This window comes from Amycolatopsis sp. DSM 110486, from assembly GCF_019468465.1.
In the GTDB taxonomy this organism is placed as follows: domain Bacteria; phylum Actinomycetota; class Actinomycetes; order Mycobacteriales; family Pseudonocardiaceae; genus Amycolatopsis.
In genome coordinates this window covers 7743013-7766177 of sequence record NZ_CP080519.1, presented here as the reverse complement: position 1 = coordinate 7766177, position 23165 = coordinate 7743013, and the positions used below count along the sequence as shown (strand labels likewise).

Here is a 23165-nt window from a genome sequence, read left to right as displayed (position 1 = left end):
TCACTGCTCCCAGATGGCGTCGGGGATCGGGATCTCGTCGAGCACAGCCACCTTGCCGCCCTTGACGGTGAAGGCGTACACCTTCGTCTTGAGCTGGCCCTTGGCGGTGAAGGAGACGTCGCCGAGGACGGTCCCGGTGAAGCTCTGGCCGTGGATGGCGGCCGCGACCTTTTCGCGGTCGGTGCCGCCGGCCTTCTCGACCGCTTTCGCCCACACGTCCACGCTTTCGGCCCCGAGCGCGGCGTATTTGTCGGGCAGCTGCCCGGTCTTCGCGGAGAAGGCCTTCACGAACTCGGTGTTGACCTGGTTGGCGTTGAAGGGCGCCACATCGGGGAAGTACAGGTCCGCCGACAGCAGCCCGTCGACCTTCGCGCCACCGGCCAGGCCGACGACCTTCGGCGACACCGTGCCCAGCGCGGCGAAATGGGGTGCCTTCATGCCGGATTCCGCGTACTGGTCCGCGAGCGCTGGCATGCCGGAGGACTCGGCGGCGTTGGCGGAGAAGACCACGTCGGGGCCGGCGCCGGCCAGCTGGGACAGCGGCACGCGGAAATCGGTTCCCGCGTAGTCGAACTTCTGCTGGCTGACCACCTGGATACCTTCGGCCTGCAGCTGCTTGCCGAGGAACGAGCCGGCGTCGTTGCCGTAGGCGTCGTTCTCCAGCAGCATCGCCACGCGCTTGGCCTTGAGATCCTTCGCGAGGTACTGGGCCGCGGCGTAGGCACCGGCCGCGTTGCCCGCGTTCATCCGCACCGCGTCGGGATCCGCGTGGCCGATGATCGACGCGTTCTGCGGGATCGAGGTGATGTTGAGGACGCCGCCGCGCACCAGTACCGGCTGGATGGCGAGCGTGACGGGGCTGTTCCAGCCGCCCATGACGACCGCGGCCCCGTCGTTGACCATCGAGGTGGCGGCGCTGACCCCTGTGGCCGGGTCGCTCTTGTCGTCCTTCGAAACGATCTCCAGCTGCCTGCCGCTCACGCCCCCGGCCTTGTTGATCAGGTCCGCCTTGGTGGTGATCGCGTCGAGCACGTCCTTGCCGTTGGGGCCGGCGGGGCCGCTCAGCGGCACGATGACGCCGATCTTGATCGGACCGGACCCGCTGTCGCCCGCGCTGGGTGAGGACGAGCTCGCGCCCGTGTTCGCGCAGCCGGCCAGCAGGACCGCCAGGCCCAGAACGGGGAACAACCTTGTCCGTTTCACGCCAGCCTCCAGCTTCGACCTCGTTGTCGCCATACTTCAGCGTATGTCGAGCAGAAGGTATGTGGTGGATGATCTGACGTCAAGAGCCATCCAGTCGGAGTTTATGGCTCTACACAAGGAAAAGTGATCATGTTCGGCGGTTGACCGAGCGACATACGCTCGCGTATGTTTTGCCTCGGACATACGCCGGGGTAGGTCCCTCGGCACCCCTGTTCCCGACTGCGTTCCCCCAGTGAGGAGCCCCAGGTGGCCGACGACGACCAGGCGGTGCGCTACGACGTGGGCGACCACGTCGCGGTGATCACGATCGACCGTCCGTCCGCGCGCAACGCACTGAGCACCGACGTCCTGCTCGGGCTGTGCGCCGGGCTCGACCGCGCGGAAGCGGACGACGAGATCCGCGCCGTCGTGCTCACCGGCGGAGAGAAGATCTTCGCCTCCGGCGCCGACATCCGCGAGCTGCGCACCACCTCTCCCGCCGGCTACCTGCAATCGCAACGCCTCGCCGCGTGGGCGCGGTTCGGGCGTTTCCCCAAGCCTTCGGTCGCGGCCGTCGCCGGGTACGCGCTCGGCGGCGGCTGCGAACTGGCGATGTCGTGCGATTTCATCGTCGCTGCCGACTCGGCGACGTTCGGCCAGCCGGAGATCCGGCTCGGCATCCTGCCCGGCGCGGGCGGCACCCAGCGGTGGGCCCGCGTGGCCGGCCGCTTCCGCGCGGCGGAGCTCGTGCTCACGGCGCGCACGGTCGATGCCTGGACTGCTCGCGACTACGGGATGGTGGCCCGGGTCGTGCCCGCGGAGCGGGTCGTCGCGGCCGGTGTCGCGCTGGCCGGCGAGGTCGCGGCGTTCGGCCCGATCGCCACGCGCCTGTCGAAGGCGGCCGTGCGCGCGTCGGAGGAGCTGCCGCTGGCCGGCGGACTGGACCACGAACGGGCGCTGCTCGGCACCCTTCTGTCCACAGAGGACCATTTCGAGGGAATCGACGCCTTTCTGGAGAGGCGCTCGGCGCGCTTCACCGGACGATGAGGAGGCCGGCACCGATGAGCGAGTTCGTGTTCGAGGACCCGGGTACGGGCGGACGGCTGGGCGACGAAGTCCGCACCGCGCTGGCCCACGAGATCCGGGGCTGGCGCCGGGCGACGCCCGGCGCGGTCCTGCTGCGAGTGCACGCCGACGCGTGGCACCACGCCCCGGAGGTGGCGTCGGCCCGGCTCGACCGCGACCGGGTCGACGCCGGGTACCAGTCGCTCGTCAAGGATCTGTTCGGCCTGGCGTGCCCGGTCGTCGTCGCGCTCGACGGCCGGGTGAGCGGGTTCGGGCTGGCGCTCGCGCTCGCCGCCGACGTCCGCGTCGCCACCGGGCGTACGACCCTGGCGGTCGGTGACCTCAACGCCGCCGCACTGCTCGGGGGCACGGGGTGGCTGCTCGGCCGCGCGTCGGGCACGGGAACGTTCGCCCAGCTCGCTTGGACCGGCGAGACGCTGTCGGCGGAAGAAGGTTTCCGGCGTGGCCTGGTGAGCCCGGGTGACGCCGAGGCGGCGCGAGCGCTGGCGCAGCGGCTCGCGGCCGACCCTGCGGGGTCGTCGGCCTTGAAACGAGCGCTGACCACACGCCAGCGCGGCGAGCTCGAAACGGTGCTGGACTACGAGGCCTGGCTGGCCGAGGTCGCCGCGGGCGGCGCCGGATGAGCGAGCTGCTGCCGCAACCGGCCTGGGCCACCGCGGCGGGCCAGGTCGCGCTGCCCGCAGCCGCCGCCGGCGCGATCGCCGACCGCCTGCTGATCGGCGAGATGATCGCCCGCTACGGCTGGGCCTACGACGAACGCGACCGCGCCGCCCTGGCGGCCTGCTTCACCCCCGACGGCTTGTGGCAGGGCGTGATCATGGGCCGCGACCACGTCGACCCGATCCACGGCGCCGACGCGATCGCCACCTGGCTCGCCGGCTTCTGGCCCGCCCAGACCGACCAGCGCCGGCACCTCTTCACCAACGTCGTGTCCGGCGAACCCACCGGCGGCGAGGTGGTGGCGCACGCGTACCTCCTTCTGCTGAGCAGCCACGACAGCACGACCACCCCGGTTTCCGCCGGTCCGTACCGCTTCACGATGCGCCGGACCGAGCGCGGGCTCTGGCGCATCGCGCGCCTCGAGGCGGGGTTCGACGCACCCTTCTGACGAGCGGGAAAGTCGTCACGGCACAAGGAAACACCGATCAAGGAACCACGACGGTCACCGCACTTGCGGCCCTGCCCAGCTCCCGTCGCCATCACGGCCATCGACACTCACTGGACCTGGCAGGACGGCCAGCGCTTGACCACCGCCCCGTTCGAGATCGAAGGCGGCTCGATCGACGTGCCTCGGCGGCCGGGCTTGGGCGTGGAGCCGGATCCGGCGCAGGTGGAGCTCGCGCACGAGCTGTATCTGGAACACGGCCTCGGCCTGCGCGACGACGCGGTGGCGATGCGGTACCTGCGGTCGGGATGGCCGTTCGATCCGAAAAACCGTGCCTCGCGCCGCGCTGAGGTGTGCTGGGATGGACCGGTGCACATCGAGTTCACCCGCCGGTTTCTCCACAACCGCGAGGACGTCGTCGAGATAGTTCCGCGCATCGACGGCGTGCTGCTCACCGAGCTGATCGACGCGTTCGAGATCAGCGCCGGAATGCATCCGGCGGGCGACGCCTACGGAGGCCTGATCCCGGAGTTCTTCCGCTTCGGTCCGATGGACGAGCACTTCCACGGTCGGTCCACCCGTGCGATGGGACCGAAGACGCCGGTGCTCGGCTGCGAATGCGGCGAATGGGGCTGCTGGCCCCTCATGGCCGACATCACGGTGACCGACGACTTGGTGACTTGGCGCGACTTCGAACAGGCGCACCGCACCACCCGCGACTACACCGGCTTCGGTCCGTTCACCTTCACCCGCCAGGACTACGACGCGGCCCTCCGCGCGTTGACCACCGCAGTCGGCTCCGAAGTGGGCTGACTACGGAAGCCGGCCCCACGCCGAGATCATCGGGGAAGTCGCCAGGTCGAGGCGCCCCGAGGTGACGTTGGCGAGGTGGCGGTCGATGTCGGCGGCCGTGGCCAGGCCGGCGGTGAGCAGGCTGGCACGGATCTGGCGGACCGTCGCGGCTTCCAGGGCGGTGCAGGCCGGGGAGGTGATCGGGAAGTACGCGTCGGCGGTGACGTCGGCGAGGCCGGCTTCGCGCAGGACGCGCGGGAGGGTGCGGCCGTAGGCGAGGTCGGCGCCGCGCGAGGCGAGCAGCTCGCGGAAGGCCCGGCGGAGGCGGTTGGCCAGCGCCTCGTCCGGGCCGTGTTCGTCGAGGCAGATCAGGGGTTGCAGGGTCGGGTCGGCGTCTTCGAGCAGCAGGCGGCCGCCGGGGCGCAGGGCGTCGACCATGGTGCGCAGGGCGCGTTCGCGGTCGGGCACGTGGACCAGGACCAGGCGGGCGTGGACGAGGTCGAAGCCGCCGGGCGGGGGTGCGTCGAGGCCGATGTCGTGGCGGCGGATCTCCACGACGTCGCTCGCGGTGGTGGCGGCCCAGGAGGTGTCGAGGTCGGTGGCGAGCACGTGGCCGCCGGGGCCGACGCGGTCGGCGAGCCAGGTCACCACCGAGGGGCCACCGGCACCGACTTCCCAGCACCGCCAGCCCGGGGCGACGCCGAGATCGTCGAAGTGCCGGAACGTCGACGCGTCGAAGAGCGAGCTGAGCGCGTCGAAGCGCGAGCCCGCTTCCGGTTGGGCGTTGTCGAGGAGGTAGCCCTCGTCCGGGGAGGTCATGGCGGTGATTCTGCAACACGCGACAGGCCGTAGACCCGTTCCGCCGTGCCACCGAACACCCAAGAGCGTTCGGCCGCCGTCAGGTGCGCGGTGAGGGCGTCGGCGGCGGAGTGGACCTGGCCGTAGGTGCCCGCGAGCAGGCACACCGGCCAGTCCGAGCCGTACATCAGCCGCGACGGGCCGAACGAGGCCAGTGCGACGTCGGCGTACGGGCGCAGGTCCGCGACTGTCCACTGTGGCCACGAGCCTTCCGTGACCAGGCCTGAGAGTTTGGCCACGACGTTCGGCTCACGCGCCAGCAAACGCAAGCGGGAAGCCCACGGCTCCACCTCCCCCGACGCGATCGGCGGCTTGCCCAGGTGGTCGAGCACGAAGGTCAGCTCCGGCACGGCCCGCACGGTTTCGAGCGCCGCGGTGAACTGGACCGGACGGATCAGCAGGTCGAACGTCAGGCCCGCGGCGGCGACGGCGCGCAGGCCGGCGCGGACGTCCGGCCGGCACAGCCACCGCGGGTCCGGTTCGGACTGCACGCCGTGGCGGAAGCCGACCAGCCGCGTGCCGCGGAAGCGGGTCAGGTCGAGCTCCGGCGTCGTCAGGTCGGCCCACCCGACGACGCCGGCCACCAGCGGATCCGACAGCGCCAGCAGCTGCTCCGTCTCCATCGCCGAGCCGAGGGCCTGCACGAGCACCGTGCGCGTGACCCGGGTGCCGAGCGTCGCCAGGCGCAGGTCGCGCACGGTGAACGGGCGGCGGATCGGCGCGAGCGCGGGCTGGTCGAGCCACGGCTGCGGGTGCGCCGCCGGGTGCCACAGGTGGTGGTGGGCGTCGACGTGGTTCAGAGCTCCTCCACGCGGAACGCCGTGCGGTAGGTGCGCGACTCCCCCGGCTGCAGCCACGTCATGCTGCCGTCTGCCCGCGCGGCCGCGTCGCCGCCCACGTGGTGCGTCGACGGTTCCAGCCCCACCGCGTAGTTGCCGGCCCGCAGGTTGAGCCACTCGAAGAAGCACGGGAATTCGTCTTGAGACCAGTGCACGCTCACGGCGAGACCCAGCCGCTCGTTGACGATCGCCGCGGTGCCGCTCGTCAGCTCGTGTTCGTACACCTGCTCCACGAACCGCGGGATCGGCGCGGGGAACACCAGGTGGTCGACCCCCTGCGAAGCCGCGGTGTCCGACTGCCACACCGTGCGCTCGACCGGCGCGACGAACCGCGCGCCCTCGTCGAGCAGCGGCCAGCCGAGGTTGATGTGGTAGAGGAACATGTGCGGCATCGGCTCGAACGCCGGGTTGTGCACCGTGTCGACCAGCCGGATCTCGTTGCCGCCCAGGTCGGCCTCGATCCGCCGCGTCAGCGTGAGGTTCTCGCCGAACACCGCCGCCTGCCGCACCTCCCCCTCGGCCCACAGCACGCAGCGGTCGCCCTCCCACGTCGAGCCGTAGCCGTGCAGGCGGGCTGGAATGTTGGCGACGCGGCCGTGCAACCCGTGCCGCACGGTCTCGCGCGGCGGGTAGCGGTAGCCCGCCGAATCGACCGAGCCGCCGAACAGCGTGTGGTCGAGGCCGCCCGTGACCAGCAATCCGGTGAACGACCGCAGCCACGACAAGCCGTCCTCGTCGGCGTGCTCGTGCAGGCCGGGGTGGCGCACGCCGGTGGGCGAGTTCCAGCCGAACGCGCGCCCCGCGTGCTCGGCCGCACCGAGGTCCATCGCCCGGTCGACGAGCACCTCGAACGCCAGCCCGCTGCCCGTGCGGAACTCCAGCGCCCGCACGTCGCGCTCGGCGCCGTCCGCGAGCGTCACCAGCCGCACTCCGCCCGCACCACCGCGAGCCGCCAGCTCGCGCCGGTCGTGCATTTGTCCGTAAAGGTCGGTCATGTCATCACCCAGCCACCGTTGACCTCGATCGTCTGCCCGGTCACGAACGACGCGTCCGGGCCCGTCAGGAACGCCACCACCGCGGCCAGCTCCTCGGGCCGGCCCCGCCGTTTGAGCGCTTGCCGCTCCAGCACGAACGCCCGGTACGCCTCCGGGTTTTCGTGGATCTCCTCCGCCGCAGTGGGAAACGCGCCTGGCGACACGCAGTTCACGCGGATCTCGTGCGGCCCCAGCTCCCGCGCGAGCGCCTTCGTCAACGCGGCCGCGGCGCCCTTCGTCGCCACGTACGCGGCGAGGTCGGGCCAGCCGCCGTGCATCGTGATCGACGCGATGTTCACGATCGCGCCGCCACCCGCGGCCACCATTGCGGGCACCACGGCCTGCGCGGCGACCCAGTACGCCCGCTGGTTCACGGCGTGGACCTCGTCGTACTCGGCGAGCTCCACCTCGACGAACGGCCGGCTCGGGTACACGGCCGCGTTGTTGACCAGCACCCCCACGGGTCCGAGCTCGACCGCCGTCCGCTCGACGGCGGCCCGCAGCGCGTCGGCGTCGCGCAAGTCCACGACGAGCGGCAGCACCTTCGACCCGGCCAGGCGCGCCGTCTCGGCCAGCGCGCCGGCGTCCCGGTCGAGCGCGGCGACGGACTCGCCCCGGGAAGCCAGCCGCAGCACGGTGGCGCGGCCGAGCGCACCGCCGGCGCCGGTGACGACTGCGGTGGTCATGCGTCCCTCCATTCCTGGTAACGGGCTACGAGGCGGTCGTGGACCCGTGCTTCACGCGCGGCGATTCCGTCGCGCAGAATCCGTGATGCCTCGGTCTGGAACCGGACGTAGCCCGGTTCCCGGGGCCGCACCCACGCCCGCGCCACAGTCTCGGCCGTGTCGTGGTGGAACCCGGGACGAGTCCACACGCGACGGTCGGCCGGCTGACCACCCTGTGCGGGAAACACTTCGGTCTGCACGTCCGGCGCGATGAGCCGCCGCACCACCGCCCGTGCCTCATCCGGAGGCGCCTGACGGGACACGGCGATCCCGGTGCCACCGAGCACGCTGCCGATCCCCGCCGGACCGGCCGGGGCGTCGTGAAAGGACAACAGCGGATAGCCGGTGTAGCCGTACACCAGAGGGCAGTACCGGACAGGGCCGTCGGTCATCGCCGCGAGCACTCCGATCGGGTTCCGCCCCCACAATGAAGAATCCGCCGACGCCACCAGCTCGGCCATCACCTCGACGGCCCGCTCCCCCACCGACGCGTCAGTGAACGGCTCCGCACCGTAGGCCACACACAGCGCGAAGAACATCAGCAACGCGTGCGGCCCGCCGAGGCACGGCGTGACCCCGCCTTCGCGCGCCAGCGAAAGCACGTCGTCCCAGGTCTTCGGCTGGTCGGCGAACGTCGCCACCGACACCTGCGCGGCGGCGTCGATCGGCAACGCCCACGTCCGCCCGTCGAGCACGTAGGAGTCGTAGCTCGCCCCGATCGTCCCCGCCCGCCACGCGGCCAGCTCGGCCGCGTCCAGCAGCTCCTCCATCGGCACGAGGTGGCCGGCCGCCGCGCCGAGCCCCGGGTGGTCGACCACGAGCAGGTCGTACTTCGCCGCCAGCGCCGCGATCGGCGTGGACTCGAACCCCTCCAACGGCTGGCGATCCCACTCGACACCGCCCTCTCGACGGGCCAGCTCGTCCAGCGGGCCGTACCCGCGGGGGTGGTCCCACGTCAGCCCCTTCACGGCGCGAGCACCACCTTGTCGTCCACCAGCCCGGCGATCCGCTCCGGCGCGTACCCCAGTTCGCGCAGGATCTCGCCGCTGTGCTCGCCCGTCACCGGCGCGCCCCGGCGCACCGACGGCGGCGTCGCGCTGAACCCGTACGGAAAGCCCGGCGTGGTCACCGGCCCCTCGGTGGCGTGCTCGTAGCGCACGAACGAGCCGTTGTGGACGACCTGCGGATCTTCGAGCAGATCGGCGTAGGAGTACACCGGCCCGGCCCAGATCCCGGCCTCGTGCAGCCGCGCGAGCCAGTCGTCGGTCGAGCGCTGCGGCAGCCGCGCCCGCACCAGCGCCGTGATCTCGTCGCGCTTCGCGTGCCCGTCCACCTCGGTGTCCATCGTGGACAGTTCTGGCAGGTCCAGCGCGACGGCCAGCGCGGGCAGCGGCGGCATCGCCAACGCGAGGTGCCCGTCGGCCGTCTCGAAAACCCCGTACGGCGCCCTGATGTAGGTGTGCCCGTGCGCCTCGCTCCCCCGCCGCTGCGGCACGCCGCCGACGGTGAACACCGACAGCTCCTGCATCTGCACCGCGATCGCCGCGTCCAGCATGTTCACCGTCACCAGCTGGCCCTCACCGGTCCGCTCACGGTGCAGCAGCGCGGCCAGCGCGCCCTCGAACGCGCTGTAGGCCGTGATCGCGTCGATCGCGTACGTACCCGCCGGCAGCGGCGGATCGACAGCGCGTCCGACGCTGTACATCGCGCCGCTCATGGCCTGCAGCAACAGGTCCTGCCCCGGCCGCCGCGCATACGGCCCGCTCTCGCCGTAGCCGGAGATCGACACGTACACGACACCGGGGTTGATCTCGCGCACCGTCTCGTAGTCCAGCCCGAGCCGCTGGGCCACGCCCGGCCGGTAGTTCTGCAGCACGACGTCCGCGGTCGCGATCAGGTCGTGCGCGGCCCGGCGCCCGGCCGGTGCCTTGAGGTCCACCGCGAGGCTGCGCTTGTTGCGGTTCAGCGACAGGAACGACGGGTTCACCGCCGCCCCGGTCGCCCCGCCCGCCGGGGCGTGGCGCTGCCACTCGCCGCCCGGCGGCTCGACCTTCACCACGTCCGCGCCGAGGTCGCCCAGCCGCATCGCGGCCAGCGGCCCGGCCATCGCGATCGACACGTCGACCACGCGGTAACCGTCCAGCACTCCCATCGTCACTCCCCTGTGAACCGCGGTTCGCGGCGCTGCGCGAAGGCCGCCCGGCCCTCGGCGGCGTCCGCTGTGGACAGACAGACCGTCTGCAGGTCCCGCTCGTAGCGGATGGCCTGCTCCAACGGCATCGAGTACGCCGCGCGCAGATTGGCCTTGGCCGTCTGCGCGGCGATCGGGGCCCGGGCCGCGATCCGCTCGGCGAGCGCAAACGCTTTCGCCGGCAGATCGGCGGGCTCGGTCACCTCGGTGACGAGGCCCCACGCCAGCGCCTGCGCCGCGGAGATCGGGTCACCCGTGAGCAGCATCGTCGCCGCGTTGCCCGGCCCGATGCTGTGCGCGAGCAGTGCCGACTGACCGCTCCCGCCGATCCAGCCGAGCTTGATCTCGGGTGCGGCGAAGGTCGCGGTCGAGGCGGCGAGCCGGATGTCACACGCCAAGGCCAGCTCCAGCCCACCCCCGAAAGCGAACCCGTTGACGGCCGCGATCACCGGCGTGCGCAAAGCGCGGATCGCGTCGCCGTAGTCGTCGCGGTTGCGGAACTCCCACGGCGTGGCGTAGCGGTCCAGCTCACCGACGTCGCTGCCCGCGCAGAACGCCTTGTCGCCCGCGCCGGTCAGCACGATCGCCCGCACGCCCGGGTCCGCGTCCAGCGCGGCGGCGTGGGTGCGCAGGGCTGCCGCCATCTCCGGCGTGATCGCGTTGCGCTTCGCCGGCCGGTTCAGCGTCAGCACCGCGACCCGGCCCGTGACCACACAGTCCACTTCGGACACACTTGCGCCGGACCCGCTGCCGTGTCTAGGTTCGCCTTCGGCCCCGGAACGGGCCGCAGAATCCCCACGAGGATCGAGGTCAGCCGTGCTCATCGTTCGTTTCCTTTCCCCGGGCGGAACCCACCCGGCCGTCGGCGTCCGCACCGCGGACACCGTCCTCGAGCTGCCGGTGACGTCCATCGGCGAGCTGCTCGGCGTGCCGCTGCCCGAGCTGCAGGACCTGTGCGCCGGCGCGGACGGCCCGGCGCACGACGCCGCCGACCTCCGGTTCCTGCCGCCCGTCGACCGGCGCACCGAGGTCTGGGCGGCGGGCGTGACCTACCAGCGCTCACGCGAGGCGCGGATCACCGAAAGCGAGCGCGCCGCCGACGTCTACGACCTCGTGTACGAGGCACCGCGGCCCGAGCTGTTCTTCAAGTCCGCCGCCTGGCGCGTGACCGGCGACGGCGAGTCCGTGGCCATCCGCACGGACTCCGGCATCGACGTGCCGGAGCCGGAGCTCGGGCTCGTGGTCAACTCCCGCGCCGAGGTCGTCGGGTACACGGTCGTCAACGACATGAGCTCGCGCAGCATCGAAGGAGTCAACCCGCTCTACCTCCCCCAGGCCAAGATCTACCTTGGCGGGTGCGCCGTCGGCCCCGGCATCCGGCCGGCCTGGGAGGTGGCCGACGCGACGAACCTCCCGATCGAGCTGGAGATCCACCGCGCCGGCGCCCTCGTGTGGTCCGGCGACACCAGCACCTCGTTGCTGCGCCGCACGTTCGACGAGCTGGTGGAGTACCTCTTCCGCGCCGACGTGTTCCCCGACGGCGTGGTGCTCGCCACCGGCACCGCGCTGGTGCCGGACCTGCCGTTCACCCTCGCCGCCGGCGACCGGGTCGCGATCACCGTCGGCGAGATCGGCACCCTGACGAGCACCGTGGTGTCCGGAAAGGACGAAGTGGCGAAGCTGCTCGAAGCCCGGTGAGCGGAGTGGGGGCCGGGATCGCCCGGCCCCCAGCGGGGTCACTTCGTGGGCGACACCGTGGCCGGCGGCCGCGGGTACGGGAACGCCGCGGTCACGCCGATCTTGTCGTACTGCATGCGTGAGGCGTCGAACCCATCGGCCCAGTTGGCGTTGGTCACCGTGTTGCACTGGTAGCTCTGGTACTTGTCGTCGGTGACCTTGCCGACCTCGATGTCGGTGAACGAGAACCCGCAGCCGCCCGCGTCCATGTGCACGCCGCGGGTGCCGCTGTCCGGCATCGACGCGTCGGGGAGGACGTCGCCGATCACCACCTGGGATACGTAGTTGTCCAGCGTGTGCGGCTCGAAGTTGTCGACGCCGTAGGTGTAGAACGCACCCATGTCGCCGCTGTCGAGCCCGGCTTCCTGCAGGTTGAGGTACTTGAACGTGTTGTTCTGCGCGTAGTCGTCGGCCGCCTGCACCTCCGGGCGCGCCTCGAGGCTCACCGCGTACCGCGCGCTGTGGTCGATCACGCTGTAGCTGACCTCGTTGTGGCCGGTGTCCATGAGCTCGACGCCGGACGCGTCGCCGGGCACCAGCTCGCCGAAGTGGTGGATGTAGTTGTCGGTGAACAGGTGGTAGTTGGAAATGTCGCCTTCGCCGGGATAACCGCCTTCCACCTTGATCCCGTCGGCGCCGATGTGGTCGATGAGGCTGTCGGTCACCGAGAAGTGGTCGTTGGCGAAGAGCGCGTAGACGGCCGTGAACCCGGTCTCGGAGATGTGCGCGTTCTTCAGCGTGACGTGCGACGTGTTGGTCACCCGCACCGCGCCGAAGCGATCGCGCGGCATCTCGACCTGGCGGTCGTACTGCGGGTACTGGTGGATGTCACCCGAGTCGCCGTCGTTGATCCAGCCGTTGCGGTACCAGTCGACGTAGTCGGAGTACTGCACGCCGAGCCCGTCGAAGGTGAGGTCGTGCGCGCGGTGCTCGGGTGAGCTGCCGGCCACGTTCACCACGGTCTGCACGGTCGGGCGGATCACCGAGCTGTCGGTGGGCTTCTCGCCGTTCTTCGGCCAGTAGTAGACCTCGCCGTTCTTGTAGTCCACGTAGAACTCGCCGGGCTGGTCGAGGAAGTCGAGCGAGTTCTGCAGGAAGTACCGCGACCCGCCGCCGCTGTTGTGCAGGGCGTAGCGCGTGTTGTACTTCATCGTCAGCTGGTTCTTGGTGAAGTTGACGTCGAGGATCGGCACGGTGTCGGTGAACCAGCTCCAGCTGCCGCCCGACCAGATCGTCAGCGAGGCCTGCGAGAGGTCCCAGCTCGGGTCCCAGTCGCCGGGGTTGGACCAGAGCCAGTTGTGCACGGCCTCCTTGGAGATGTCCGGCAGCGCCGAAGTGAGGTACGGCGCCCACGTGTCCGGCGTCGCCCGGTTCGGGTAGCGGGCCACGGTGGCGCGCTCGCCGTTCTCGAACATCGTGTAGAACGGCTTCGTCTTGTCGAAGGCGGCCTTGTAGACGTTGCCCTGGTAGGGCTGCCAGCCCGTGATCGGCGCGCCGCCCAGCAGGCGCGCCTTGCCCGGGCCGTCGGCGCTGCGGTACACGACCTGGTGGCCTCCTGTGCCGGAATCGCCTTCGTCGAACGAAATCGTCTGCGTCACCGGATAGTCGCCGGCGGCCAGGTTGACGTGGATGTCGCAGCGCATCTGCTTGTCCGAGTTCCAGCCGTGGCCGCTGATCTCGTCACGCGCGTGCTGCACGGTCTTCCACGGGTGCTTGGCCGAGCCGTCCGCCTTGTCGTTGCCCTGCGTCGAGACGTAGAGCTCCTTCGGCGTGCACGGACCGTGTCCCTGGACGTCGGCGGAGGCGGACTGGACGGAGACGAACGCCGCCAGCAACACCACCCCCACCGAGACTCTCATCAGTTTCTTGCGCGTTCCACCGAACATGCGATCTCCTTCGCGGGGGGTGGGCAACGGATCTCTCTACTGGTGGCGGCGGTCCCGCCAGGCCTCGAACTCGGCGCGCGAGTCCGGGGTCAGCGGGTAGTAGTCGGAGAGGCGGGCGCCTTCTTCCAGCCGGGACCGGCTGAAGCGTTCCCACTCCTCGTGGTCACGGGCCGCCTCCATCACGTGCGGGGCCTTGAGCTTGGGCACGACCACGGCGCCGTCGTCGTCGGCGACGACGAGGTCACCGGGCAGCACGAGCACGCCGCCGCACGCGACGGGCACGTGGTAGGCCCACGGGAAGAGCTCGGCCTGCGACGCGTAGTGCGGGGTCGTGCCAGTGCACCAGATCGGCACGCCGAGCTGCTCCACGCGGGGCGAGTCGCGGATCCGGCCGTCGACGACGATCCCGGCCCCGCCCTTGCGCTTGAAGTAGCGCACGAGCATGTCGCCGAAGCAGCCGGTGAACGCGCTGCCGTACGCCTGCACCACGAGCACGTCACCGGGCTGGATTTCCTCCAGCACGGCCCACAGCGCGGTGCTGCGCTCCACGTACTCCTGCGCGACGCCGGAAGCGACGTCTTCGCGCTGCGGCATGAACTGCAGGGTCACGGCCCGGCCGACCACCTTCTGCCCGGTCGTGAGCGGCCGCGGCCCTTCCACGAACGTGCGGCGGATGCCCTGCTGGTGCAGCTTGGCGCACGCGGTGGCGGAGCTGACGGCCTCGAGCCCGCGCACCAGCGCGGGATCGGCCGGGCCCGGGTCCGCGCCGCGGACCGGGAGCTCCCACACCGGTGCCGGCGCTGTGTCGCCGTTGCGTTCCACTGGTCGGCTCCTCACTCGTCGAAACTGTGGTGCGCGGCCGGATAGGCGCGCGGGGTCAGGAACAGGTCCAGCCGGACGCCGTGCCCCGGCGGCAGCACGACCTCCAGGCGGGGTCCGCCGACGTCGGCCGTCCGCGTCGAGGCCGGCGAACCCGGTGCGGTGTAAGCGCGCGGGTCACCCGGGTAGCCCTGCGCCGCGGCGGTGTAGGCGACGCGGTCGATGCGGTGCTCGCCGAACCCGCCCGCCTGCACGACCACGCGGCGCTCGTCCGATAGTCCGATGTGGACCATTTCGACGCGCACGTGGTCGTCGGTCGCGAGGTCCACCAGAGCGGCGACATCGGGCGGAAGTCCCGGCCGCTGCTTGCCGGCGTCGAAGTACGCGAGCCGGCTCGGTAGCAGGCCACCGTTGTAGAGCACCTGTGGCGTGCCGGTGGCCAGTTGCAGCAACGCTTCGGTGAGCACCGGGTTGTGCCGCTGCCAGTGGTGCACGTGCACGGCCGCGGGGTCTGAGGTGTCCGCTTCGATGAGCGCGAGGCGCCGGGCGACCTGGCCGAGCGCGGTTCGCAGCATCGCCTCCGGGTAGCCGGGGTTGGCGCCGCGCAGGAACTCCAGCCACGGTGCCTCGTGCCCGGCCTCTTCCTTGTTGCGGAACTCCCGGACGTCGGCCCAGTCGTAGCCGCTCGCCTTGCGCAGCCGGTCGAGCCGGTCGCGGTCGGCGGGCTGCCCCGCGGCCTGCCACAGCCATGCCGACAGCCCGAGCTGCGGTGGCTGGAAGTCGAACCAGCCTCCGTCGCTGTACCGGTTGGGCACGAGCAGCGTCTCGGCTTCGACGTCGAGCTCGGCTTCCCAGCGGTCGCGGATGCTCGCGTCGGAACCCGCGACCGTGCCGCGGATCCCGTGCGCCTCGACGGCGTCGAGCGGTCCGCGGGCGAGGTCGAGCCGGTCGGCGGACCCGGTGACCAGCACCGTGTGGAGGGCGGCGATGACCGCGGCCGCGCCGACGCTGTAGACGCCGTGGGGCCAGGCCCAGCCGTAGTTTCCGCCGTACCAGCGCCCGCCGTGCAGCTCGCCGACCACGCCGTGAGGGCCGACGTTGTCCGGCAGCACACCGTCGTTCGCCGCGGCGCGCTCGCGCCACGCGTCGACGTATTCGAGCACCCAGTCGCGGTAGCGGTCCTCGTGGCCGTAGAGCCACGCATTGGCCGCGAGCCCGGTCGCCGCGAGGTTCACGGCCGTGTCGCCGCGGCCGATCCGCTCGTCCATCGCGGAGCCCATCGCGCGGGCCTTGGCCGGGTCGGCGAGGTCGGCCCACTCCCGCACGCCCGCCACGTCCGGCAGCGGCAAACCGAAGGGCCGCATCGACTTCAGGTCCGCGTGGTAGGACTGCCACTCGTCGCTGATGCCGTAGCGGGGGCCGCCGGCACCGTTGTGCGGCGCGTGGATCGTGCGCGTGGCCGGGTCGTAGTTGCCCGCCGGCGAACCCGGCAGGTAGAGGTCGGCGAAGCGGTAGGCGCGGTCGCGGAACGCCGCGTCCTTCGGGTCCGCGGCGCAGATGCCATACAACAGCAGCAGCGATTCGCCCTGGTGGAACCAGTCGTAGCCACGTTCGAACTCGTCGACGAGGTACCCGGCCTCGGTGAGCTGCTCCGTGACGCCGGTCCAGTGGTGCTTGGCGGCCGCCAGCAGGTCGTCGGCGCCGCCGAGCTGGTAGAGCACGGGCCAGTTGAAGAACGCCTCGTAGAAGTCGTCGGCGCCGTCACGGCTTTCGCCGGTGCCGCGGAAGATCAGGCGGCCGTCGGGTTCGCAGTAGCGGGCGGCGAACGTGCGCCACGCCGTGTCGAGCACGTCGAACAGGCGGCGTTCGAGCACGGCCCAGCTCGGTGGCGCGCCGAGCGGAACGGTCGCCGCCACCGTCGGGGTGGTGGTCATGACTGCCTTTCTGAGCGGGCTTTGGGTCAGCCCTTGGTGGACCCGGCCGTGAGGCCCGAGATGATGTGGCGCTGCATGATCACGAAGAACACGAGCAGCGGGGCGATGGCGAGCAGCAGCGTCGGGAAAACCACGGTGTAGTCGGTCTGGTACTGCCCGACCGCCGCGTAGATCCCGGTGGTCACGGTGTAGAGACCGCTGCTGGGACCGAGGATCGTCTGCGGGTTCACGAAGTCGTTCCACACCGAGAACGTGTTGAGGATGACCATGGTGGCCACGGCCGGGCGCATCAGCGGGAAGATGATCCGCCAGAACGTGCGGATCCGCCCGCACCCGTCGAGCGCCGCGGCCTGGTCGAGGTCGCGCGGCACGGTGCGGATGAACCCGGCGTAGAGGAAGATCGAGAACGGCAGCGTCAGCGTGGTCTCGAACAGCACGTAACCGGGGATCGTCCCCATGAGACCGAGCGTCTTGAGCACGTAGACGACCGGGATCACCAGCACCTGGCTGGGGATGAACGTGCCGGCCAGGAAGAAGACCATCAGCACGCGGAACAGGCGTTTGGTGCTGCGGGCGATCACGTACGCGGCGGGGCCGGCGAGCAGCACCGAGAACACGTTCACCAGCACCACGAACAGTACGGTGATCGCGTAGCCCTTGACGATCGAGAACCTCGGGTTCTGCAGTGCCGCACCGAGGTGGTCGAGTGTGAGGCCGCCGGACAGGCCGAACGGGTCGGCCAGGATGTCCTGCTGGTCCTTGAACGCGTTGACCAGCAACAGGTACAGCGGCACCAGCATCACGACGGCGACGACCAGCAGGACCAGCGCCCGCAGGACGAGCCGCAGCGGGTCGCGCCCGGCGCGTTTCGGCGGGGTCGGCGCGGCCGGCGGCGGGGGCGAGTCCAGGTCCGCCGACGCGACGGTGCGGGTGGCGGTGGTCATGCGTGCGCTCCCTGGTCGGCGCGGCGGCGCAGCCGGGTGACCGCGAGCGCGAGCCCGGCGGTCACGATCATGAGGACCACCGACTGCGCGGAGCCGAACCCGAGGCGGCCGTCGTGGAAGGAGTTCCACAGGATGAGGTAGGCCAGCGTCTGCGTCTGGCCGGCCGGGCCGCCCGAGGTGAGCGACACGACCAGGTCGTAGGTCTTGAGCAGCGTGATCAGGCTCAGCACCAGGTTCACCGTCACCACCGGCGCGATGGCCGGCAGCGTGACGTGGCGGAAGGTCTGCCACTTCGTCGCGCCGTCGATCCGCGCCGCCTCCAGGAGGTTCTGCGGCACGGTCTGCAGGCCGGCGACGTAGAGCACGGTGGAGACGCCGAACTGGGCCCACACGAGCACGGCGATGAGCGTGGCCGTGGCCCAGTCCGGATCGGAGAGGAACGGCAGCAGCTTCGCGCCGTGGCTGGTGAGGAAGCTGTTGACCGCGCCGTTGGTGCCGAGGATCGCGCTCCACAGGAAGCCGACGACGAGCGCGGAGAGCACGTGCGGGTAGAACAGGATCGTCCGCAGGATCGAGCTCACCCTCGTCGTGCGGCTCACGAGCATCCCGAAGCCGAGGCCCAGCACGTTCATGCCGACCGTGCCGACCACCGCCGCGAGCAGGGTGACGAACGCGGCCCGCCGGAACTCCGGGTCGCTCAGCACCTCGCCGTAGTTGCTGCCGCCGACGAACGCCGGGGCCGCGCTGTAGCCGTCCCAGTCGGTGAGGCTCAGGTAGATCGCGAGCCCCACCGGGACGATCAGCATCACCGTGTAGAGCACGGTCGCGGGCAGCACCATCACCGCGGTGGCGACGCCGCCGTCCCGGCGTCTTCCCGGCGGCCTCATTTCGCGTGCGCCGACAGCCAGCGGTCGACGGCGTCGGCGACCGTCTCCGGGGAGTGTCCGATGTAGAGGCCCTGGACCTCGGTGTTCCACGCGGAGTTGAACCCGCGCGGCAGGGTCGAGTCGCCGTAGCCCTCGCCCTGGGCGACCTTGGCCGGTGCGGCGTCGAGGATCTTCTGCACCTGCTGCTCCAGCGGCGTGAACTCGCGCTGCACACCGGTGCGGAAGTTGCCGTCCTGCTTGAGCTGCGCGACCACGGCCTGCTGGTCGGTGACGAGCCAGCGCACCAGCTTCGTCGCGAGGTCGCGGTGCTGGGTCGACTTCATGATCAGGTACGGCGCGGCCATCGTGGCGCCCTGTGCGCCCGGGCTCTTCTGACCGCTCGACACGGGAGCGGCGAAGACGCCGACCTCGAAGTCCTTCTTGGCCTTGGCTTCCGACGCGGTGAACCAGCTGCCCATCACGAACATGCCCGCTTTGCCTTGCAGGAACGCCGTTTCCGCGTCAGGGTATTTCAGGCCCAGCGCGTTCTTGTCGACATAGCCCTGGTCGAGCCACGACTGGTAGAGCTTCAGGTACGGCAGCATCGCCTTGCCGACGGTGGTCTTGCCGGCGCGCACGTCCTGGTAGAACTGCGGGGTGGCCGCGGCCAGGGCCGGGTCCGTGAGCTGCAGCAGCTGCAAGCCGGTGGCGAAGTCGCCGGAGGTCTGCAGCGGCAGGTAGCCCGCGGTCTTGAGCTTGCCGAGGTCCTGCGTCATCTCGTCCAGTGTGGACGGTGGTGTGGTGATGCCGGCCTTGGTGAACGCGGTCTTGTTGTAGAACACCAGGGACTGCGCCTGCTCGCCGACGCCGACGTTGTAGATCTTGCCGCCGAGCGAGGCCTCCTGGGCGAGCGGGGTGTTCTTCACCCAGTCTTCGCCGGTCAGGTCCACGAGCTGGGGCGCGAGCGTGGGGTCGGCCATCAGCGTCTCGACGACGTCGGGCGGGTCGCCGGCGGCGAGCTGCTGCTGCAGGGTGTCGGAGACGCCCTTGCCGGACGGGGCTTCGATCACGACGTCGACGCCCGGGTTCGCCTTCTCGAACGGCGCGACCAGGCGGTCCCAGAAGTCCTGAGTGAGGTTCGGGGTGACGTTGACGAGCATCCGGATCGAGCCGGTGCCGCCGCCCGCGGCGCCGGAGTCCGCGAACCCGCCGCCGCCGCAACCGGCGAGCGTGAGCGTGAGCAGGGCGCCGAGAACGGCGATGCCCCCGCGGGTACGTGCTGGACGCATCGCTCCTCCTCATTGAGAAACCGCGTGGAAGGTTGGGGTTGGGATTTTGGTTCAGCTAACGACTGCTGAGTGATTTGTACTTCTCGGCAAATCACCTTGTCAACGCGCAGAATCAACCAGAAGTCCGACTGGCGAGTCATAAGTGTGTATCCTTCGCGCCATGACGGAGGACGCCACGGTGCGACTGACCGACGCGGAGAGATCGACACTGCTGGGGTGGGCGAGCCAGGACGCGGGCCCGCTCGGGCTGCGCAGCCGGATCGTGCTGAGCTGCGCGGACGGCCTGGACGTGCCCGAGGTCGCGCGGCGCCTCGGCGTGAGCGAGGCGACGGCCACGAAGTGGCGCGGCCGGTTCCTGCGCCGCGGCCCCGACGGGCTCGCGGACGCACCCCGGCCTGGCCGGCCCCGCAGCCCGGATCGCGCGGAAGCCGAGCGGCTCGTGCTGTCCGCGATCGCCGAGGCCCGCCGCGGCGGCGAGGTGCCGACCACGCGGTCGCTGGCCCGCACGGTCGGCCTCTCGCAGTCCACGGTGTCGCGCATCTGGCGCGAGCACCGCACCCCGGAACCCGCGCCGACGCGACTGTCCACTCCGGACCGCGGCGGCCAGGGCCTGCTGTCCGACCAGGTGCACCAGGTGCTGCGCCAGCAGATCATCGACGGCGAACTGCGGCCCGGTGTACGGCTCGTCGAGTCGGCCATCGCGCGCCAGCTCGGCACCAGCCAGGCCCCGGCACGCGAGGCCATCAAACGGCTCGTGCACGAGGGTCTCGTCAGCTCGCTGCCCCACCGCGGCAACTACGTCGCCGAGATCTCCGCCGAGCAGGCCCGCGAGGTCCGTGCCGTGCGCGTGGTGCTGGAGGAGTTCGCCGCCCGCGAGGCGACAGTGCGCGTGCAGCCGCGGACCCTGCGGCTGCTCGAAGAGTCCGTGGACCGCATGCGCACCGCCGCGACCGCCGGCGACATCGGCGCCTTCCGCGAAGCCGACATCACCTTCCACCGCGACGTGTGCGCCGCCAGCGGCAACTCCTTCCTGGCCCGCCTGTGGCGCACGATGGAGCCCAACCTTTGGGGCCTGCACGTCGTCAGCAACCCCCTCTACGACGGCGACTGGTCCGCCATGGCCGAACGCCACGCCGACCTCGTCACCGCCCTGGCCGCCGGCGACCCTGACGAGGCCGCCCGCCTGTTCGCCGCCCACGCCCGCGGCCGGGCGAGCCTGAGCTGAGGGGAGTCGGGCTCACGCCGGGGTGACTGTGTAGGTGGCGCCCCGGCGGGTCGGCATCAAGAGCTCGCCGGCGTGCGTCGTGTAGTGCGGCGTCGGGCCGCCGACAGCGTGGACGCGTGCCCCGCCGCCCAGAGACGCGGTGCGCAGCTTCAGGTCGCCACCCACATCCGACGTTACCTCGACCTTCGTGACCTGCCCGGCCGTCCACCACGCGTTGACCGTGAACGCGCCCCGAGCCCGCAGGCCGCGGAAAGACCCGGAGGCCCAGCCGGTGGGCAGCGCGGGCAGCACCTCGACGAAGCCGGCGTGGCTTTGCAGCAGCATCTCGGCGACGCCGGACGCGACACCGAAGTTGCCGTCGATCTGGAAGGGCCAGTCGTTGAGGAAGTTGGCGAACGTGTTGCGCCACAGGAGGTGGTCGAGCTGTTCGCGGGCCTGGTCGCCGTTGTGCAGGCGGGCGAAGGCGTTGATCTTCTGCGCGCGGTTCCATCCGATGTCGTTCTGCGCCGTGTGCGCGGTGCGGGCCTCGACGGCGACGCGGGCGGCCTCGTAGAACTCCGGGGTGGCCTCGGCCGTGATCTGGTGGCCGGGGAACAGCGGGTAGCTGAAGGACATGTGCCGGTGGCCGCTGTCCGGTTCGTCCAGGTCCGTCTTCCACTCCTGCAGCTGGCCCCACGAGCCGATCCGCAGGCCGGGGTCGAGCTTCGCGAGCGTCTTCTCCAGGCTTGGCCGGTAGGCGTGGTCGCCGACGACCTTCGCCGCGGCGAGGGTGTTGGTGAACAGGTCCCACACGATCGTCTGCGAGTACGTGGCGCCGGCGGTGAACGGGCCGAGCTCGGGTGAGAAGCTCGGGCTGACCACGAGCGTCCCGTCGGCGTCGGTGACGAGGTAGCCGAGCCAGAACTGCGTGTGCTCCTTGAGAATCGGATAGGCGCGGCGCCGCAGGAAGTCCTCGTCCATCGTGAACTGGTAGTGCTCCCACAGCTGGCGGATCAGCCACGCGGTCGATTCCGGCGCCCACGTCGCGGCGTTCGTGGACACGCCGGTGTAGCCGAAGACGTTGACGTGGCTCATCGCGGCGAAGCCCTGCGGCACCCCGCACAGGTCACGCGCGGTGACCCGGCCCGGCGCGCGGAGGCCGTCGATGAAGTCCACCAGCGGCGGCACGGTCTCGGCCAGGTTGGTGACGTCGGAGGGCCAGTAGTTCATCTCCAGGTTGATGTTCGTCGTGTAGTCCGACTGCCAGTCGGGGCTGGTCGAGTCGTTCCACACGCCCTGCAGGTTCGCCGGGCGCGACCCCTCGCGCGACGAGCCGATCAGCAGGTACCGGCCGATCTGGAAGTGCAGCATCTCCAGCTGCGGGTCGGCGCTGATCTGCGCCTGGTTGCGGGCCTGTTTGAACTCCTGCAGCGCCTCGTCGGTCGGCACCGTCGTCGGCTGCTGTCCGAGGTCGATGCGCACCCGGTCGAACAGCTCCCGGTGGTCGGCCAGGTGCCGCTCGCGCAACGCCCGGTGGCCACGGTGCATGGCGGCGTCCACAGTGGACGTTGCCGCTCGGTGCGGATCGACCCCGCGGTAGTGCGGGTACACGGGCGCGTAGTCCGTGCCGGGCGCGAGCACGAGCGTCGCCGCGTCCGCACCGGTCACCGTCACGCGGCCGGCGGGGTCGGTGGTCACGCGTCCGCCCTCGGCGATGACCTGGACCTGCGCCTCGAACACCAGGCCGTTGTCGGTCAGCGCGCCGCGCATCGTGATGCGGCCGTCCTTCGCCGAATACGTGACGGTTCGGTTGTCGGCCGTCGACAACCGCGCGGTGAAGGACACCTGCCCGCTCCGGCTCGCGGACAGGCGCGTGACGATCACGTGGTCCGGGAAGCTCGCGAAGAGCTCGCGGGTGTGCGTGACGCCGTCTGCGGTCGTGAACCCGACGGTCGCGAGCCCCGTCGCCAGGTCCAGCTGCCGCCGGTAGCCGGTCACGGCACCGGCCGGAGTCGCGCGGTCGAGGAAGAGATCCCCGAAGGTCTGGTACGCGCCGTAGCCCCACTTCGTCTGTCCGAGCGCCGCCGTCGCCGGGCCGGTGTCGGCGCTGCCGGTGGCCGCGATGGTCGCGCGCACGCCGGCGAGCGCGGTCGGGCGCGCCTCGTACCAGTTGCCGAAGTTGTACTCGTGGCCCTCGTCGTGGGAGCCGGGACCGCCGTTCCACAGCGTGTCGTGGTTGAACTGGATCTGCTCGCTCTCGACGGTGCCGTAGATCATCGCGCCGGCCGCGCCGTTGCCGACGGGGAACGCCTGTTCCTGCCAGATCGTGGCGGGCTCGTCGAACCACAGCACGGAATCCGGGACGGGCCGCGCGCCCGGTGCGGCGGCGGCCGTGACGCGGCCCAGCGCCGCGGTGGTCAGGGCGAGCGCGCCGCCCGCCATCGCCGCGCCGAGCAGGCTCCGGCGGGAGAAACCGGGTGAGGACATGAGGGGACTCCTTCGTCCGGTGGGGAGAAGAATGGGGAGGAAGTGGGAAACAGCATCGGCTCACGGGCCGCAAAGAACATATGTATGTGTAGGCGAGCCGTGCGCACGTGTCCAGACCACGCCGTAAAACAGCTGGTATTCCCTCGGCCGGTCAGCGCATTCTCGTGCGGAGCTCTTGCAGACATCA

The 23165-nt window shown here is 71.0% G+C and carries 21 protein-coding genes; 6 read left to right on the top strand and 15 right to left on the bottom strand.

Annotated elements, in window-relative coordinates; genetic code table 11:
- Positions 1-1203 (bottom strand): ABC transporter substrate-binding protein, encoded by a 1203-nt coding sequence (locus tag K1T34_RS37665; RefSeq protein ID WP_220239490.1) that lies wholly within the window; start codon positions 1201-1203, stop codon positions 1-3.
- Between the two features lie 246 nt (positions 1204-1449).
- Here K1T34_RS37665 and K1T34_RS37660 point away from each other — a divergent pair, with 246 nt between their 5' ends.
- From K1T34_RS37660 to K1T34_RS37645, 4 genes are all read left to right on the top strand, one after another.
- Positions 1450-2229 (top strand): enoyl-CoA hydratase/isomerase family protein, encoded by a 780-nt coding sequence (locus tag K1T34_RS37660; RefSeq protein ID WP_220239489.1) that lies wholly within the window; start codon positions 1450-1452, stop codon positions 2227-2229.
- Positions 2230-2243: 14 nt separating this feature from the next.
- Positions 2244-2891, top strand: coding sequence for an enoyl-CoA hydratase-related protein (locus K1T34_RS37655; RefSeq protein WP_220239488.1), 648 nt, complete (start codon positions 2244-2246; stop codon positions 2889-2891).
- Positions 2888-3376 (top strand): nuclear transport factor 2 family protein, encoded by a 489-nt coding sequence (locus tag K1T34_RS37650; protein WP_220239487.1) that lies wholly within the window; start codon positions 2888-2890, stop codon positions 3374-3376. Before K1T34_RS37655 ends, K1T34_RS37650 begins: the two co-directional genes overlap by 4 nt.
- Positions 3377-3511: 135 nt before the next feature.
- Positions 3512-4186, top strand: a complete 675-nt coding sequence (locus tag K1T34_RS37645; protein WP_255637835.1) for a hypothetical protein — start codon at positions 3512-3514, stop codon at positions 4184-4186.
- Here the strand turns inward: K1T34_RS37645 and K1T34_RS37640 are convergent, their stop codons facing one another.
- The 7 genes from K1T34_RS37640 to K1T34_RS37610 are packed head-to-tail and all read right to left on the bottom strand — an operon-like array spanning position 4187 to position 10534.
- Positions 4187-4984, bottom strand: coding sequence for a methyltransferase domain-containing protein (locus K1T34_RS37640; RefSeq protein ID WP_220239486.1), 798 nt, complete (start codon positions 4982-4984; stop codon positions 4187-4189). It abuts the gene before it with no gap.
- Positions 4981-5823 carry an amidohydrolase gene (locus tag K1T34_RS37635; protein WP_220247601.1) on the bottom strand — a complete coding sequence of 281 codons (843 nt, stop codon included), beginning with the start codon at positions 5821-5823 and terminating at the stop codon, positions 4981-4983. The genes K1T34_RS37640 and K1T34_RS37635 overlap by 4 nt, the downstream gene beginning before the upstream one ends.
- Positions 5820-6857, bottom strand: coding sequence for an aldose 1-epimerase family protein (locus K1T34_RS37630; RefSeq protein ID WP_220239485.1), 1038 nt, complete (start codon positions 6855-6857; stop codon positions 5820-5822). The genes K1T34_RS37635 and K1T34_RS37630 overlap by 4 nt, the downstream gene beginning before the upstream one ends.
- On the bottom strand, positions 6854-7582 hold the full coding sequence (locus K1T34_RS37625; protein WP_220239484.1) for an SDR family NAD(P)-dependent oxidoreductase: 729 nt from the start codon (positions 7580-7582) through the stop codon (positions 6854-6856). The genes K1T34_RS37630 and K1T34_RS37625 overlap by 4 nt, the downstream gene beginning before the upstream one ends.
- Positions 7579-8589 (bottom strand): hypothetical protein, encoded by a 1011-nt coding sequence (locus tag K1T34_RS37620; RefSeq protein WP_220239483.1) that lies wholly within the window; start codon positions 8587-8589, stop codon positions 7579-7581. Before K1T34_RS37620 ends, K1T34_RS37625 begins: the two co-directional genes overlap by 4 nt.
- A complete protein-coding gene (locus K1T34_RS37615) occupies positions 8586-9773 on the bottom strand; it encodes a CaiB/BaiF CoA-transferase family protein (protein WP_220239482.1) in 1188 nt (395 codons plus the stop codon). Before K1T34_RS37615 ends, K1T34_RS37620 begins: the two co-directional genes overlap by 4 nt.
- 2 nt (positions 9774-9775) lie before the next feature.
- Complete coding sequence (locus K1T34_RS37610) at positions 9776-10534, bottom strand: enoyl-CoA hydratase/isomerase family protein (RefSeq protein ID WP_220239481.1); 759 nt, start codon at positions 10532-10534, stop codon at positions 9776-9778.
- 94 nt (positions 10535-10628) lie between these two features.
- Between K1T34_RS37610 and K1T34_RS37605 the strand changes: the two genes are divergently transcribed.
- Positions 10629-11510 carry a fumarylacetoacetate hydrolase family protein gene (locus K1T34_RS37605; RefSeq protein WP_220239480.1) on the top strand — a complete coding sequence of 294 codons (882 nt, stop codon included), beginning with the start codon at positions 10629-10631 and terminating at the stop codon, positions 11508-11510.
- A 38-nt stretch (positions 11511-11548) separates the two neighbouring features.
- On the opposite strand, the gene K1T34_RS37600 is transcribed toward K1T34_RS37605, so the two are convergent.
- Genes K1T34_RS37600 through K1T34_RS37575 form a run of 6 tightly spaced genes read right to left on the bottom strand, consistent with a single transcriptional unit; the run spans position 11549 to position 19287 of the window.
- On the bottom strand, positions 11549-13435 hold the full coding sequence (locus K1T34_RS37600) for a right-handed parallel beta-helix repeat-containing protein (RefSeq protein ID WP_220239479.1): 1887 nt from the start codon (positions 13433-13435) through the stop codon (positions 11549-11551).
- A 36-nt stretch (positions 13436-13471) separates the two neighbouring features.
- The gene (locus tag K1T34_RS37595) at positions 13472-14257 is read right to left on the bottom strand and encodes a ribonuclease activity regulator RraA (RefSeq protein ID WP_255637834.1); all 786 of its coding nucleotides are present in this window, start codon (positions 14255-14257) and stop codon (positions 13472-13474) included.
- An 11-nt stretch (positions 14258-14268) separates the two neighbouring features.
- Positions 14269-16188 (bottom strand): hypothetical protein, encoded by a 1920-nt coding sequence (locus K1T34_RS37590; protein WP_220239478.1) that lies wholly within the window; start codon positions 16186-16188, stop codon positions 14269-14271.
- Positions 16189-16214: 26 nt separating this feature from the next.
- Positions 16215-17132 (bottom strand): carbohydrate ABC transporter permease, encoded by a 918-nt coding sequence (locus tag K1T34_RS37585; RefSeq protein WP_220239477.1) that lies wholly within the window; start codon positions 17130-17132, stop codon positions 16215-16217.
- Positions 17129-18019 carry a carbohydrate ABC transporter permease gene (locus K1T34_RS37580; protein ID WP_220239476.1) on the bottom strand — a complete coding sequence of 297 codons (891 nt, stop codon included), beginning with the start codon at positions 18017-18019 and terminating at the stop codon, positions 17129-17131. Before K1T34_RS37580 ends, K1T34_RS37585 begins: the two co-directional genes overlap by 4 nt.
- On the bottom strand, positions 18016-19287 hold the full coding sequence (locus tag K1T34_RS37575; RefSeq protein WP_220239475.1) for an ABC transporter substrate-binding protein: 1272 nt from the start codon (positions 19285-19287) through the stop codon (positions 18016-18018). Before K1T34_RS37575 ends, K1T34_RS37580 begins: the two co-directional genes overlap by 4 nt.
- 160 nt (positions 19288-19447) lie before the next feature.
- Here K1T34_RS37575 and K1T34_RS37570 point away from each other — a divergent pair, with 160 nt between their 5' ends.
- Complete coding sequence (locus K1T34_RS37570) at positions 19448-20512, top strand: FCD domain-containing protein (protein ID WP_220239474.1); 1065 nt, start codon at positions 19448-19450, stop codon at positions 20510-20512.
- Between the two features lie 12 nt (positions 20513-20524).
- On the opposite strand, the gene K1T34_RS37565 is transcribed toward K1T34_RS37570, so the two are convergent.
- A complete protein-coding gene (locus K1T34_RS37565; protein ID WP_220239473.1) occupies positions 20525-22978 on the bottom strand; it encodes a glycoside hydrolase N-terminal domain-containing protein in 2454 nt (817 codons plus the stop codon).
- Positions 22979-23165: the final 187 nt, after the last annotated feature.